We start from the raw sequence: 14,460 nt of genomic DNA, 5'->3' as shown, positions 1-14,460 counted from the left end.
TTATGAAAGGGTTTGTTCATTGTCTACATATTCAGCTATTTTTTGAACAACACCAGGTTCAAGTTGCTCTAGTACAGAAGCGGCTTGTTCTAAAGCTGCATCGTATTGATATTCACGGAATAATTTCTCCGCATAATTTAAGCTTTCTGCAAGGCTTTCATCATGACTGCGGTAACGGTTACCGTATTGAATTAATTTTTCAACTAAATACGCTTGTCCAATTAACTCTTCTGTCATTTCAGCTACACCGTTCACAGTTGTGTATGCTTCTTCTAAACTGCTATTTACAGCGTTCATGTTTAACGGCTTCACTTCTAATTGTTCATATACAGCTTGCATTGCCATTTGCCCTCTTTTTAAATCTTCCATAATACTCTCTGGAAGACCTGGCAAATTCGACTTTTGCATAAAGCGTTTCGTTTCGAAAATAGTATTTCGCATTTCTTGTAACTTCTCACGCGCTTCAAATTCTTCTTTACGCATCGTTTGCAGCATTTCTTTATATTCTGCATGAAGTACTTTTAACGTTTCACATTGCTCATAAACCTCTTCTAGTTCCTCACGAATAATAGAGAAGGCAATATCTTGTTCAGCAACGCGTAATTGTAGCATTTCAAAACGTTTCGTTAAAATGTGCATTTGCTTTTCAATTACTTTTTGAGATTCAATATCCTTATCTTGCAATTGATAGCTTTGTTTCACAAGTTGTGTTTCTGTTTTCGTTTCAATCGTTTCGATACGTATTTCTTCTAAGTCTTCATAAACAGAAAGTGTTTTTTGCTCCACATAATGTCTCGCATGCACCTCTTGCTCAAGTTGATCATAGAAACCATCTAAACGAGTTTTTAAGTCTTCCACTTTTTCAGCCGCTTCTGTTATATGAAGCTCCTGTATATCCATTAAACATGTGTTTAGTTGTGTCGTCATATCGCGAACTTCTTTAGGGATTTCCAAATACTCTAATACATAACCTTGTCTTACCATATCATTATGTCCGTGTAATAAATCTTCCAGTTGAACTGGTAGCGTCGCTTGACACTCTACTAATAAATCTGGAATTTGGTGAATAATGATTTCTAAACTTGCTAAACCTTCTTCTAAACTAATAACAATTTCTCTCGCTTTTAAGTAGTCACCATTATCTGTTGCTTCTTCAAAGCTTTTAAATTTATTAGATTCAGCATCTAGCATCTCTTCGATTTTCTGCTCTGCTGCTCCATACATATGTCTATGAGCAAGAACACTCTTTTTCATACTACGATATGTATCACGTAACCCTTCAATTTCCGAGCTATTTTTCTCATGGCTTTCTAACAATTGCTGTAATTCATTTAAAACACCTGTAATACGATTATCAGCGTCATCTAAACCACTTATGGATTCGTTCATCGCATGCTTTGCTTTTCGGAAGGAGAATTGCGAGGCGAATTTTCGCGCTTGCGCTAAATCTTTGTCAGCTTTCGGAAGGGTTGTTGATACAATTTCATCCCATTCTTCACGCCATTTACCAAACAGTTCTTCTGTTTGACCCGTCATGTTTAAATCTTTTACCCGTTTTAGTTCATCTGCCACAGGTTTATCTTTTATCTCTTGTTTCCACTGCTCCAGTGCTTCAATATCTTTATATGAACGATTTCTTATCACAAGCTCTATCATGAGCAGCACTAGAATAGAGCTTACTACAATGATAACGATCGTCAGGATAGAATCCATGCAAAAAAGCCTCCTAGTTATATCTCTTTTTTTGTCCGTTCCGTTTATGAAATGGAAGGCATTATGTATAAAAAGGGAATTCCCCTATATTTAACAACTAACAATGTACTAATCATACCATGTAATGGCTTGTTTTTGACCTAGTTTTTTTTAAAATTTCATGTTTCTTTCAATGAGATTGTAATCTTTCTCAATATTCCGCCTACCTCACTACCTATCCTCAAATGATTGTAATAACAAACAATCTTTCGTATGAGATACGAAATAAATTTTCCGCATGAGTGGTGGTTCAACAGAAATTACATATACATTCCCCTGCCTTACAGACTGCTCTACTGCCCTTTCTGGAAGTAACGTGATACCAAGGCCAGCTTTTACCATTGTAAGCATCGGTTCTGCGTAAGATGTTTCCACAGCTATAGTTGGTTTTACACCTATCTCATGAAACATGTTCATAATCATTTTCCTTACATCGCATATTTCTGGATATACAATTAATTTTTCATTTTGCAGCTCTTCTATTTGAATGACTTTCTTCTCTTTATACGGATGATTATTTGAAACGACACAAACAATTTTCTCTTGTTGCACTTCTTTTATATACGTAGCACCTTCTACTACTGAATCGATGAACATCGCTTCAATCTCCCGCGCTTTAAATAAATCTCTTAATACTTCCGTATGTCCGATTTGCCACTCTACTTCGAACTCATCACCTAACACATCTTTACATTCTAATATGTAATGCTCCGCTAAACTCGGTAGTATACCAATTGAAAACTTTCGGTTCTCTTGATACCCCCTCATTTCTGTTTTTGCTTCATTTATTTGTTCCAAAATCGGTACCATTCTTTTTATAAATAACTCTCCTGCCTCCGTTAACTTCACTCCTTGCGCAGAACGCTTAAGTAAAGTAACCTCTAAATCCGCTTCTAACTTTTGAATTTGTTTACTAAGCGCTGGTTGAGATATATGTAAAATCTTACTTGCCTTTGATAAACTTCGCGTATGCTTCACTTCGATAAACGATCGTACTGCCTCCAAATCCATCGTACACACCTCTAACAAAAAGTTATAACCGTTATAAGAAATCGATATTTCCTCCTATAAACAATTACTCTTTATACTTATTTCATCAACTTACTATAACGAAATGTAAAGGGGAAAGATACTCTTGAACAAAAAACAAATGCTAATCGGATCCTTTCTATGCTTACTCGCCGTCACTGCCTGGGGATTTATGTTTCCGGTAATGGCAAATGCCCTGCAATTTATCGATCCGTTCTTCTTCACAACGATTCGCTATGGATCAGCAGCTATTATTTTTCTTATTTTGCTATTAATTACTGAAGGGAAGACTTCACTCCGCTTAGAAAAAAGAACACTTTCTCTGTTCTTTTACGGGACAGTCGGTTTCGCAGGATATGGTTTTCTCGTTTTCTACGGACAACAGCTTGCTGGACCTTCCGGAGCAATCCATGCAGCTATGATTCAATCCCTTATGCCACTGATTGCCTTATCACTGCAATGGATAACGAAAAATTGTCGCCCTCAAAACTACACATTTCTTTGTATGTTCGTTGCATTACTAGGTGTTATGCTTGTCATTTCAAAAGGAAATATTCACTTATTATTTGGAGCTGCAAGCCACTTATCAACAAATATATTAATGCTATGCGGCGTTACTTGCTGGGTCATTTATACAAATGGGGGTGCTCGTTTTCAATCTTGGTCACCACTTCGATATACGACATTAACTTGTTTATTTGGCTCCATTTCACTCATCGTTATTGTTACTTTCTTAACGTATACAAATATAGTTACTATGCCGTCACTGCGTACAGTTGTGAGCGTTCGTTTTGAGCTCTTTTATATGTCGATTATCGCAGGAGTTATCGCTGTATTTTGCTGGAATATGGGAAATCGCTATATTTCATCTATTAACGGCATATTATTTATGAATTTAGTTCCTATTCTTGCACTGATTGGTTCTATCTTTCGAGGTTATACAGTCGATAAAATCGAAATTGCTGGAGCTGCATTAACAATTATCGCGCTATTATGTAACAATTTATGGCAAAGAAAAGTAAACATAAAAATCCCCACCTCAGTTCGTTAGGTGGGGATTCTTCACATATGAACAGCTCTTGGCCATTCATGGTACATATTTGCTTTACATAATGCTTGTTCCATCCATTGCTCAATCTCTTTCGTGTATATTTCTATGAAAAATGTCTCAGACGGGAAAGAATGCAGTACTTCTGATATATATTGTGGATATAAAAACGGCATATTTATCATGCCTTTTAATTGCGTCATAAACATTGTAAATGATACTTTCTGAAATTCTTGTTTCATTTGTCCTTGTCTAATAATTTGCTCTATATAATATCTTTCTTTAGAAAAATAAACGGTCATCACTTCACGAATTAATGTCGTATCAAGCGAAAGCTCTCGGTAGAAGAAGCGTGTTAGTTCTCTATTTTCAAATTGATATCGTAACATCCCACGCACCATTTGCACCATCACATCTTTAGCCGACAAATACTCTCTCTGTTCAAACGAAATTTCAATCACATGAATATACCCTTCTAAAAAATCGGTAATAAGCTGTTCTAATAAACCTTGCTTCCCAGCAAAATAATATGAAATATTCGCTACATTCACATCCGCTCGCTTTGCAATGTCTCGCACCGACGTTCCATCATAACCTTTCGTATTAAACAACGATATTGCCGCATCAATTACTTTTTGTTTCGTCTGCTTCATGCGCTCACTTCCTCTCAATGAACAGCTATAGTTTAAATTTCTTGACTTTTAAGACAAATTCCTTTAATTTTCTATCGACAAAGTCATGTGAAATACATCGTATTTTGCTAATATTTTACACATCTCGATAAAAAAGGAGCTGTTTCCATGTTTACTAAAGAAAGTTATGCAGGATCTCGCGTGCAGCAATATGAGACAGTAATTAAACAACTGGATGCGTTATTAACTGGCGAATCAAACGTAGTCGCAAACTTATCAAATGCATCCGCATTATTAAACCAATTTTTAGATCGCGTTAATTGGGTTGGCTTTTACGTAACAGAAGGAAATCAGCTTGTCCTTGGACCGTTCCAAGGAATGCCTGCTTGCGTACGCATTCCATTTGGACGAGGCGTTTGCGGCGTAGCAGCTGAAACGAAAACAACGCAGCTTGTAGCGGACGTTCACCAATTCCCAGGTCACATCGCTTGCGATAGTGCTTCTAATTCAGAAATCGTTGTACCGATTGTGAAAGAAGGAGCTGTCATTGGTGTACTTGACATTGATAGTCCTGAAAAGAATCGTTTTGATGAAGTAGATCAGCGCTATTTAGAAAAGTTTGTGGAAACACTCCTAAAACATATGTAAAAAGAAAAGAGCGAGTTATCGATTTAGTACGTCCTGTACAAAACCGATAGCTCACTCTTTTTTTATTGATTAACAGTAGATATTTTCTTTAATGCCTGCTCTAAATCAGAAACGATATCCTCCCACGATTCTAAACCAACTGATAAGCGTATTAAATTATCGAAAATGCCCATTTCTTTTCTTAGTTCAGCCGGAATCGCAGCGTGCGTCATCGTTGCTGGATGCTGAATTAACGTTTCTGTATCTCCTAAACTCACCGCAATTGTAATAAAGTGCAGATCATTAATAAATGCTTGCGTCTCTTCTTTTCCACCTTTTACTGAAAAAGAAATAACGCCGCCCCCGCGTTTCATTTGACGAGATGCTAACTCCCCTTCTGGATACCAAACACCTTCTACCGCATCATGTTTTCTTAAGAACGATACAATTTTTTCTGCATTATCACAATGACGATCCATTCTTACCGCTAACGTCTTTAATCCGCGTAATAATAACCACGCATCAAACGGCGCCATAATGCCGCCGATATCTTTTCGCATCGGGCGAATTTTTTCAGCTAACGCTTTCGTTTTACAAATCGTTACACCCGCCACAACGTCGCCATGACCACCAATATATTTTGTCGCACTATGCACAACAGCGTCACAGCCAAGCTCAAGCGGTCTTTGTAAATAAGGTGAACAAAACGTATTATCAACAATGACAAGTAAACCATTTTGCTTCGCAACCTGAATAACTTGTTTTAAATCGATTAATTTCATTGTTGGATTAATCGGTGTTTCAACGAAAATAAGCTTTGTATTTGGACGAATTTTATTTTCAATATCAACCTCTGTCTCCATCTCACAAAACGAATGCGTAATCATAAATTTTTCTTCTAACACTTCTAAAAAACCGTACGTACACCCATATAATCCATTTGAACAAATAATATGATCTCCAGCCTTTAAAAAACCGATTAAAGTTGCTGAAATAGCTGCCATACCAGATCCGAAGGCAAGTGCTTCTTCTCCTCCTTCTAACACCGCCATACGTTCTTCAAATAATTTCACAGTCGGATTTCCAAGCCTTGAGTAAATATAAGATGGATCCAATCCTGCAAAACTCGCCTCTCCTTGCTGCGCAGTCTCAAATGTAAACGTAGAGGTTTGAAATAAAGGTGGTGTTAAACTTCCTTTATGTTCCTCAGGTGTATAACCGTGATGAATTAACGCTGTCTCCATATGCTTCTTTTTCATAAAAACATCCCCTTTATGTTTTTATTACCGCATATTCACCAGTAAAAAACTGATGAACGTTTTTACTACATTTTATGTAAGCGTTTTATTTGTGTTTCTATCTCTTCTTTTATATTGTTTTAAATTCCTTCTTATATTAATTTCCAAAATTTATATGCATAAAACAAAAACGTACTCGCTTGACGAAACTCTGGGTAAAAGATATAATAGCGTTTGTGTAAAATAAAAAGGCAGCCTTGTAATGTGAGTTTATCGTTTGTATTTTGTTCCTCTACGGAGGTGTATCTCGTAACTCCCTGCTGCTGGAGCGAAGGTACATGAAAACAAAATGCCCGTAAATATCGATTACGTCTGTTTTTATTTTACGTAAATAAAAACATTTTTAAAGGAGGAGTCAACTATGGCTCGTTATACAGGTCCAGCTTGGAAACTGTCTCGTCGTCTTGGAATCTCTCTAAGCGGCACAGGAAAAGAATTAGAAAAACGCCCTTACGCACCAGGTCCTCACGGTCCTAACCAACGTAAGAAACTTTCAGAATACGGTTTACAATTACAAGAGAAACAAAAACTTCGTCACATGTACGGCATGACTGAGCGTCAATTCCGTCGCACATTTGACCAAGCAGGTAAAATGCCTGGTAAGCACGGCGAAAACTTCATGATCCTTCTTGAAGCTCGTCTTGACAACTTAGTTTACCGTATGGGCTTAGCTCGCACTCGTCGTGCAGCTCGCCAATTAGTAAACCACGGTCACATCATGGTTGATGGCGCTCGCGTAGATATCCCATCTTACCGTGTAAAACCTAACCAAACTATCAGCGTTCGCGAAAAATCTAACAGCCTTGTTGTTGTTAAAGAAGCGATCGAAGTTAACAACTTCGTACCAGAATACTTAACTTTCGATGCTGACAAATTAGAAGCTACTTACACTCGCCACGCTGAGCGTGCTGAGTTACCAGCTGAAATCAACGAAGCATTAATCGTAGAGTTCTACTCTCGTTAATGACAAAAAGCCAATCCTGTGGATTGGCTTTTTTCAATTCCCCATTATTTTTTATATCCTACATAACATAAAAATCCCAATACCCTATACTCCCATCTAAAACAAAAAGAATAACCTCCCTGTTTCCATAAAGAACTCTGTTATATTATGAATTTTCACGGAATAACAATAATATTAAAGATTTTTAAACTTTATAACGAGGAGACATTGATATGGAATTCAGAAATGACATAAACAAAATAGCTAACCAAATTTTAGAACGAACAGAGTACATAACTAATGAAGAAATGACCAAGCAATCATTAATTATTCCTTTTCTTCAAAAACTAGGTTATGACGTTTTTAATCCTTTAGAAGTTAGACCTGAGTATGTTGCAGACTTCGGAACTAAGAAGGGAGAAAAAGTCGATTATGCGGTTTTTAAAAATGGAGTTCCAATTATTTTAATCGAGGCAAAATCTGTAACAGAAAATCTCCTTAAACACGATGCGCAACTATCTAGATATTTCAATGCCTTACCTGATATCAAAGTAGGGGTACTAACTAATGGTATAGAATACAAGTTTTATACTGATTTAACAAATGACAATGTGATGGATGAAAAACCTTTCTTCACATTCAGTATGGATAATTTAACGAATTTAGATATTGAAACGATTGAAACTTTTACAAAAGAAAATTTTGAAGCTGAAGAAATCGTAAAATATGCTGAAGAGCTTATTTATATGACCAATTTAAACTCTACAATTAAAGAACTATTTAAAAATCCTTCAGATGACTTCCTTCGTTTTCTAATTAGAGACTTTAGCTCAACTAGAATTACAAATAACGTTTTAGAGCGATTCCGACCAATCGTTAAAAAAGCAATTAATCGAACACTATTAGAAATAATCAGTGATGGTTTAACACCAAAAGAAACAAAAACATCGGAGAAAATAGAAACAAGCCTAGTTGCAGCTGCTTCTACCGAAATAATTGAAGACATTAATAAAGACGACAAAGCAGATAGAGTTTTCACTACAGAAAATGAACTAACCGCATTTAACATTGTTAAAGAGATTTTAACTGAGAATCAAAGAGATATCAGTAACCTCAAATATAAAGATACTATTAGTTATTTTTGTATCATGAATCGTGTAATTACAAAATGGTTTATACGTCTCTTCCTTGATGGCGATGCAAAATCCTTAGTTGTAAGACTCGATTTAGAAGCTACTAAACAGCTATGCCCTAATTTTGTGGTTGAACAAGCCCCAAAATCACAGGGAGTGAGTAGAATTTTTATTGATAACGTTAATGACTTAAAAGATCTGGAAGCACTTATTACTTCGTGCTATGATCAAATTTTAGCTAATGTTTAAAAGAAAAAAATGTACGCTCTTTTTCCAACAACCTGACAAAAAGCCAATCCAATGGATTGGCTTTTGAAGTTTATATATAAAATAAAGTTATTTATTTTCCTCTTTTTGAACATATACATAAGCATCTTTCTGCTCTTTATGTATATCAACCTTCGAATTCTCTGCAAGTTGACCCGCATTTAGCAAAGAAAAAATAATCAACGCTTCTAGTGACATTTCGTTTTACCACTCCTTTCTAATTGTTATACGTTTATCATACCGCTTACATGTGATTTCCGTATGAACTCGAAAAGGAGATTAAAACAAAAAAGCTTTGAGGAAATTCCTCAAAGCTTTTTATTTATTAGTAACGAATTAAGAAATATTTCTTCTTACCGCGGCGAATGATTGTGAATTTACCTTCGATGCGGTCGTTTTCTGTTACAACGTAGTCTAATGCTTGTGTACGCTCACCGTTTACGTAGATTGCGCCGTTCGTTACATCTTCACGTGCTTGACGTTTTGATGGAGAGATTTTGCTTTCTACAAGTAAGTCGATTAATACTGTATCTTCTGCAGTACGTTCTACAGATGGTACGTCTTTGAATCCTTGTTCGATTTCGCTTGCAGTTAGTTCTGCTACAGAACCGCTAAATAATGCAGCTGAAATTTTAATCGCTTGCTCTAATGCTTCTTCGCCGTGAACAAGTTTTGTCATTTCAGAACCTAATGCTTTTTGTGCTGCACGTTTTTCTGGTGCTTCAGCTACTTGCTTTTCAAGCTCAAGAATTTCTTCATGAGATAAGAATGTGAAGTATTTTAAGTATTTAACAACGTCGCGGTCATCTGTGTTAATCCAGAATTGGTAGAACTCGTAAGGAGTTGTTTTCTCTGGGTCTAACCAAATTGCGCCGCCTTCTGTTTTACCAAACTTCGTACCGTCAGATTTCGTAACTAGTGGAATTGTTAAACCGAATGCTTTCGCATCTTCTTCTGATTTACGGATTAATTCCAGACCAGCTGTAATGTTACCCCATTGGTCACTACCACCGATTTGCAAGCGGCAATTATGGTTTTGGTATAAGTTTAAGAAGTCGTATGATTGTAAAATCATGTAACTAAACTCAGTGAATGAAATACCAGTATCTAAACGAGATGCTACTGTATCTTTTGCTAACATATAGTTTAAACCGAAGTTTTTACCGATATCACGTAAGAATGAAATAACATCTAAGTTACCAAGCCAATCATAGTTATTAGCCATCGTTGCTGGGTTGTCCACGTTTTCGAACTCTAAGAAGTTTGAAAGTTGGTTTTTAATGCTTTCTGTGTAGTAAGCAACTGTATCTTTCGTGTTTAATGTACGCTCTGCTTTTTTACCACTTGGGTCACCGATCATACCAGTACCACCGCCAACAAGTGCGATTGGTTGGTGACCAGCTAATTGGAAACGACGTAACATTAATACTGGTAACATATGACCGATGTGTAAGCTATCCGCTGTCGGGTCGAAACCACAGTATAATTTAACGCTTTCTTTTTCTAATAATTGCTCAAGGCCCTCAGCATCTGTTTGCTGATTAATTAGACCGCGAAATTCAAGATCTTGTAAAATACCCATATCCTACATACTCTCCTTTAAGTTCATTACTGGCGTGAAGGTTGAAAACATAAAAAAATCGCCCCTTCAAATAAGGGACGATTTTGATTATCGCGTTACCACCCTAGTTGCAGGCAAAAAAAGCCTACCACCTTATTTACATAACGGCTTAGCACCGTCTTTTCCCTTTTGAATACAATTCAATCGAAAAAAGATGCTCTAGGGGCGTAATTCGCGATCATCTATGTGCTGATTTGCACCGGCCATCAGCTCTCTAAAACAGGGAAATGATCACTACTTCTCCCTTTCCACGCTCAATTATTCATATACTTTTCTTTATACCATCATTTATATAGGCGTGTCAAATAAGGGCCGGATTTCTCTTCTTTCCAATCCTTTACAACGCCATAAAGAGTATCGTAATAAGAGAAAGAATTGGAACCCCAACTAATAACGACACATGAAATACAACCGATAAATCATTGCCAATCGTCGCCTCCACAGGATCTTTCGCCGGGGAACCAAGAAATCCGATTAATCGATCGAAGCGACTTACCGTTTTTGGAAAGTCTGGTATTTCTACATGATCACTATCTAAATGTTGCTGTAACTTATATTCACTCTTAAAGGGATTTTCGCTCAATTTCGTCCACCTCCAGCAATTGTTTCAATTTCTTTATTCCGTTATGAAGTCTCGACTTCACTGTTCCAATCGGAATGTTTAATATCTCTGCAATTTCTTTTTGCTGCATATCATGATAATAAGAAAGGATTAGGACCGCTCTTTGCTCTTCTGGAACTTTCAAAATTGCTTCTCTTACTGTGAGCCGATCTTCGTGAGAAAATTCTTTTTCCGGAATCGGCACTAAAAATGGCAAAAGCGTACGCCACTTTTTTCTCCTATTTAATTTATTAATCATAAGACGATAACCAATTTGAAATAAATACGTTTTTATTTTGCCCTTTTCAGGTTCATACATATGTTTCTTACGCTCTAGCGTCAAAAACGTATCTTGCACGAGGTCGATACTCAATTGTTCATCTCGGTTAAATCGATATAAAAATGTGTATAGCGCTGGTTTGATTAAAATATATAGTCTTTCTCCCGCTTGTTTATCTCCACTTTGATACGCAAGCATGAGCTCCTCCTCAATCCCAATCTGCGCCATGATTTTTGATCTCCTTTATTCCTTTTAACGTTAATGAAATACGGGAAATTAAATAGCAACTAGCAACAATAATCCATACTTGCGATTGATTCGTAAAAAATTGAACATACGGGTTTTGAATTGTCTGTCCGGTTGAAACTAAAATATTTAATACTTGCACACATATACATGCATACACTGCCAGACAAGCTGAAATCGTATCAAATACATTCCAGCGAAAGTACACTTTTGTTTTTGTAAAATCAATTTTATATCCTTTTTTCCGTACTATATGTTTTCTATCAAACGGAATAATGATTGAAAACATAACAATCATCATAACGCCAGCTGTAATCATTGAAACTTTAAATCCGATTGGCATCGGTAATAGCAAACCACAAGAAAATACGACTATAATTCCAAGTAAAGCAAAAGCAAGAAGTAATTTATTAGACATAAAAAAGCCTCCCTTATCTATTGTTTCATAAATGTATACAGACGAGGAAGGCACTTCGTTCAAATATTATTTTAGTTTTTTAATAATCTTTGCAGGATTTCCGCCAACTACTACATTATTAGGCACATCTTTCGTTACAACGGCGCCAGATGCGATAACCGCATTGTCTCCAATTGTGACACCTGGATTAATAATCGCTCTCCCGCCAATCCATACGTTATCGCCAATTGTGACTGGTTTTCCGTATTCTGATCCGCTTATGCGCTCTACTGGATCAAGCGGGTGTGTTGCTGTATAAATGTGAACACCTGGAGCTAACATACAATTCACTCCGATTGTCACCGGGCATACGTCTAAAATGGTACAGTCAAAGTTCGCGTAAAAATTTTCGCCAACGTGAATGTTATAACCGTAATCACATCTAAAAGAAGATTCAAGATGAATGTTATCTCCAGTCGTTCCAAATAATTCTTTTACGATTTCGCTACGCTCTTTTAATTGCTCTTCTGGCGTATCATTTAATTTTCTCGTTAATATACGTGCTTGCTCTCTTTCTTGTACTAAAACTGGATCAGCCGGTATGTACATTTCTCCTAGTATCATCTTTTCTTTTTCTGTTTTCATCATACTACCCCCATTAACTTATATATATAAGTTAATGATAACATAAAAAAAGGCCTGAACATTTTTCGTTCAGACCTTCCTCTCTTAATCTTCCATCGTTGATAAGTCACCTGTTGGTAAATTCAGCTCCCACGCTTTTAATACGCGGCGCATAATTTTACCACTTCTCGTTTTCGGTAATTTATCTCTAAATTCAATTTGTCGTGGCGCTGCATGAGCTGCTAGGCCTTTCTTTACAAATTGACGAATTTCTTCTTTTAATTCATCAGATGGTTCGTATCCTGCTCGAAGTGCGATAAATGCTTTAATAATTTCGCCACGCACTGGATCAGGAATACCAATTACACCTGCTTCTGCAACAGCAGCATGCTCGATTAATTTACTTTCTACTTCAAACGGACCAACGCGCTCACCTGACGTCATAATTACATCGTCAATACGTCCTTGGAACCAGAAGTATCCATCTTCATCCATATAGGCAGAGTCACCTGATACGTACCAATCTCCCGGCATGAAATAAGATTCATACTTTTGCTGGTTATTCCAGATTGCACGCATCATAGATGGCCAACCTTTCGCAATTGCTAAGTTACCCATTGTGTATGGAGGAACTTCATTTCCTTCATTATCAACAATCGCTGCTTTTACACCTGGAATTGGTTTACCCATTGAACCTGGACGGATTTCCATACAAGGGTAGTTACAAATAACTTGTCCACCTGTTTCTGTCATCCACCACGTATCATGAATACGAAGTCCAAATGCATTCATACCCCAGCGAATTACTTCTGGATTTAACGGCTCACCAACGCTTAATACGTGACGAACTTGTGATAAGTCATATTTTTTAATTGCATCTTGTCCAGCTCCCATTAACATACGGAACGCTGTCGGTGCACTATACCAAACTGTTACACCGTAATCTTGCAGTGCTTCATACCAAGCTTCCGGACTAAATCGCCCACCTAAAATAACATTTGACGCTCCAACTAACCACGGTGCGAAAATACCGTAAGCAGTTCCAGTTACCCAGCCCGGGTCAGCTGTGCACCAATATACGTCATCTTCTTTTAAATCTAATACCCATTTCGCCGTTTGATAGTGCTGAACCATTGCATTTTGCGCATGAAGCACACCTTTTGGCTTACCAGTAGAACCAGACGTATAGTGAAGAATTAAACCATCTTCACGGCCTAACCATTCAATATGTAATTCTTTTGAAGCTTGTTCAAATAAAGGATTGAACGCTACCGTTTTACCGCCTTCTTCTACATTATCTCCAACAAGAAAAACTGTTTTTAAAGCAGGTAAATCATTTAATGGTACACGCTCTAATAACTCAGGCGTTGTAATTAACACCTTCGCTTCACTATCTTCTAAACGATCGCGAACCGCACCTTCCATAAATGCTTCAAATAACGGTCCAACAATTGCTCCTAATTTCACCGCACCCAAAAGTGCGAAATATAATTCTGGAGAACGTGGCATAAAAATAAAAACGCGATCGCCTTTTTCTACATCGCCATAATTTTTCAGGACATTTCCTGCTTTATTAGAAAAATCCTTCATTTCCTTAAATGTATATTTCTCTTTTCGCGATCCATCTTGATAATAAAGAGCTACTTTATTCTTTCGATCGGATTTCGCATGCTTATCAATTGCCTCATACGCCATATTCACTCGGCCTGTTTCATTCCAAGTAAAGTTTTTATTAACCTCTTCCCAGTTAAAATTCGCGTATGCCTCATCATAATTCGGCAAATTATTTTCTCCTTTAATGACAGGAAGCGTTTCTACTTTCATACTTTACATCCCCCTCCTATGTATTCTATTATCTATTATAATGATATTATTTAAAATTTTCAGTATATTTGTTGATTTTTAGACAAATTTTTAATGACAAAATTCGATTCACATCGCATATATTATAAAGTACGATAT

The 14,460-nt window shown here is 36.8% G+C and carries 15 protein-coding genes and 1 other annotated feature; of the genes, 4 read left to right on the top strand and 11 right to left on the bottom strand.

The window, feature by feature from the left end; all coding sequences use genetic code 11:
• Both ezrA and RT27_RS04375 read right to left on the bottom strand, forming a co-directional pair.
• Positions 1–1,713: a septation ring formation regulator EzrA gene (gene ezrA / locus RT27_RS04380; RefSeq protein ID WP_016080067.1), complete on the bottom strand. Its 1,713-nt coding sequence runs from the start codon at positions 1,711–1,713 to the stop codon at positions 1–3.
• A gap of 210 nt (positions 1,714–1,923) precedes the next feature.
• The gene (locus RT27_RS04375; RefSeq protein WP_043935395.1) at positions 1,924–2,763 is read right to left on the bottom strand and encodes a LysR family transcriptional regulator; all 840 of its coding nucleotides are present in this window, start codon (positions 2,761–2,763) and stop codon (positions 1,924–1,926) included.
• 124 nt (positions 2,764–2,887) lie between these two features.
• On the opposite strand from RT27_RS04375, the gene RT27_RS04370 reads away from it, so the two are divergent.
• Positions 2,888–3,832 (top strand): DMT family transporter, encoded by a 945-nt coding sequence (locus RT27_RS04370; RefSeq protein WP_016080065.1) that lies wholly within the window; start codon positions 2,888–2,890, stop codon positions 3,830–3,832.
• Positions 3,833–3,843: 11 nt separating this feature from the next.
• Here RT27_RS04370 and refZ read toward each other — a convergent pair whose 3' ends face one another.
• Positions 3,844–4,482: a forespore capture DNA-binding protein RefZ gene (gene refZ, locus RT27_RS04365; protein WP_016080064.1), complete on the bottom strand. Its 639-nt coding sequence runs from the start codon at positions 4,480–4,482 to the stop codon at positions 3,844–3,846.
• Between the two features lie 147 nt (positions 4,483–4,629).
• On the opposite strand from refZ, the gene RT27_RS04360 reads away from it, so the two are divergent.
• Positions 4,630–5,109, top strand: coding sequence for a GAF domain-containing protein (locus RT27_RS04360; protein ID WP_000494340.1), 480 nt, complete (start codon positions 4,630–4,632; stop codon positions 5,107–5,109).
• A gap of 62 nt (positions 5,110–5,171) precedes the next feature.
• Here RT27_RS04360 and megL read toward each other — a convergent pair whose 3' ends face one another.
• Positions 5,172–6,347 (bottom strand): methionine gamma-lyase, encoded by a 1,176-nt coding sequence (gene megL / locus RT27_RS04355; RefSeq protein ID WP_029443417.1) that lies wholly within the window; start codon positions 6,345–6,347, stop codon positions 5,172–5,174.
• 400 nt (positions 6,348–6,747) lie between these two features.
• Here megL and rpsD point away from each other — a divergent pair, with 400 nt between their 5' ends.
• Together rpsD and RT27_RS04345 are read left to right on the top strand one after the other, a co-directional pair.
• The gene (gene rpsD / locus RT27_RS04350) at positions 6,748–7,350 is read left to right on the top strand and encodes a 30S ribosomal protein S4 (RefSeq protein ID WP_000135320.1); all 603 of its coding nucleotides are present in this window, start codon (positions 6,748–6,750) and stop codon (positions 7,348–7,350) included.
• A gap of 212 nt (positions 7,351–7,562) precedes the next feature.
• On the top strand, positions 7,563–8,711 hold the full coding sequence (locus RT27_RS04345; RefSeq protein WP_043935394.1) for a type I restriction endonuclease: 1,149 nt from the start codon (positions 7,563–7,565) through the stop codon (positions 8,709–8,711).
• A gap of 87 nt (positions 8,712–8,798) precedes the next feature.
• Here RT27_RS04345 and RT27_RS04340 read toward each other — a convergent pair whose 3' ends face one another.
• The 7 genes from RT27_RS04340 to acsA form a co-directional block, all read right to left on the bottom strand.
• Complete coding sequence (locus tag RT27_RS04340; RefSeq protein ID WP_000050940.1) at positions 8,799–8,927, bottom strand: hypothetical protein; 129 nt, start codon at positions 8,925–8,927, stop codon at positions 8,799–8,801.
• Between the two features lie 127 nt (positions 8,928–9,054).
• A complete protein-coding gene (gene tyrS, locus RT27_RS04335) occupies positions 9,055–10,311 on the bottom strand; it encodes a tyrosine--tRNA ligase (protein ID WP_000512075.1) in 1,257 nt (418 codons plus the stop codon).
• A 70-nt stretch (positions 10,312–10,381) separates the two neighbouring features.
• Positions 10,382–10,610: a binding site (T-box leader), on the bottom strand.
• A 77-nt stretch (positions 10,611–10,687) separates the two neighbouring features.
• Positions 10,688–10,933 (bottom strand): hypothetical protein, encoded by a 246-nt coding sequence (locus RT27_RS04330; protein ID WP_029443419.1) that lies wholly within the window; start codon positions 10,931–10,933, stop codon positions 10,688–10,690.
• Positions 10,914–11,459 carry an RNA polymerase sigma factor gene (locus RT27_RS04325; protein ID WP_043935393.1) on the bottom strand — a complete coding sequence of 182 codons (546 nt, stop codon included), beginning with the start codon at positions 11,457–11,459 and terminating at the stop codon, positions 10,914–10,916. Before RT27_RS04325 ends, RT27_RS04330 begins: the two co-directional genes overlap by 20 nt.
• The gene (locus tag RT27_RS04320; protein WP_029443421.1) at positions 11,440–11,895 is read right to left on the bottom strand and encodes a hypothetical protein; all 456 of its coding nucleotides are present in this window, start codon (positions 11,893–11,895) and stop codon (positions 11,440–11,442) included. The genes RT27_RS04325 and RT27_RS04320 overlap by 20 nt, the downstream gene beginning before the upstream one ends.
• Positions 11,896–11,961: 66 nt before the next feature.
• Entirely contained in the window at positions 11,962–12,522 is a 561-nt protein-coding gene (locus RT27_RS04315; protein ID WP_002026426.1) for a maltose acetyltransferase domain-containing protein, read from the bottom strand.
• Positions 12,523–12,603: 81 nt separating this feature from the next.
• Entirely contained in the window at positions 12,604–14,322 is a 1,719-nt protein-coding gene (gene acsA / locus RT27_RS04310) for an acetate--CoA ligase (RefSeq protein WP_000862047.1), read from the bottom strand.
• Between the last annotated feature and the right edge of the window lie 138 nt (positions 14,323–14,460).

Source organism: Bacillus sp. L_1B0_5, assembly GCF_000836715.1.
Classification (GTDB): Bacteria; Bacillota; Bacilli; order Bacillales; family Bacillaceae_G; genus Bacillus_A; species Bacillus_A thuringiensis_S.
This window is presented reverse-complemented; position numbering and strand designations above follow the sequence as displayed.

Bases quoted from the DNA above. Each gene is read 5' to 3' on its own strand.
- RT27_RS04345 (WP_043935394.1), top strand. From the start codon at position 7,563: ATGGAATTCAGAAATGACATAAACAAAATAGCTAACCAAATTTTAGAA.
- RT27_RS04360 (WP_000494340.1), top strand. From the start codon at position 4,630: ATGTTTACTAAAGAAAGTTATGCAGGATCTCGCGTGCAGCAATATGAG.
- acsA (WP_000862047.1), bottom strand. From the start codon at position 14,322: ATGAAAGTAGAAACGCTTCCTGTCATTAAAGGAGAAAATAATTTGCCG.
- RT27_RS04375 (WP_043935395.1), bottom strand. From the start codon at position 2,763: ATGGATTTGGAGGCAGTACGATCGTTTATCGAAGTGAAGCATACGCGA.
- RT27_RS04315 (WP_002026426.1), bottom strand. From the start codon at position 12,522: ATGATGAAAACAGAAAAAGAAAAGATGATACTAGGAGAAATGTACATA.
- ezrA (WP_016080067.1), bottom strand. From the start codon at position 1,713: ATGGATTCTATCCTGACGATCGTTATCATTGTAGTAAGCTCTATTCTA.
- megL (WP_029443417.1), bottom strand. From the start codon at position 6,347: ATGAAAAAGAAGCATATGGAGACAGCGTTAATTCATCACGGTTATACA.
- RT27_RS04340 (WP_000050940.1), bottom strand. From the start codon at position 8,927: ATGTCACTAGAAGCGTTGATTATTTTTTCTTTGCTAAATGCGGGTCAA.
- RT27_RS04325 (WP_043935393.1), bottom strand. From the start codon at position 11,459: ATGGCGCAGATTGGGATTGAGGAGGAGCTCATGCTTGCGTATCAAAGT.
- tyrS (WP_000512075.1), bottom strand. From the start codon at position 10,311: ATGGGTATTTTACAAGATCTTGAATTTCGCGGTCTAATTAATCAGCAA.
- RT27_RS04320 (WP_029443421.1), bottom strand. From the start codon at position 11,895: ATGTCTAATAAATTACTTCTTGCTTTTGCTTTACTTGGAATTATAGTC.
- rpsD (WP_000135320.1), top strand. From the start codon at position 6,748: ATGGCTCGTTATACAGGTCCAGCTTGGAAACTGTCTCGTCGTCTTGGA.
- refZ (WP_016080064.1), bottom strand. From the start codon at position 4,482: ATGAAGCAGACGAAACAAAAAGTAATTGATGCGGCAATATCGTTGTTT.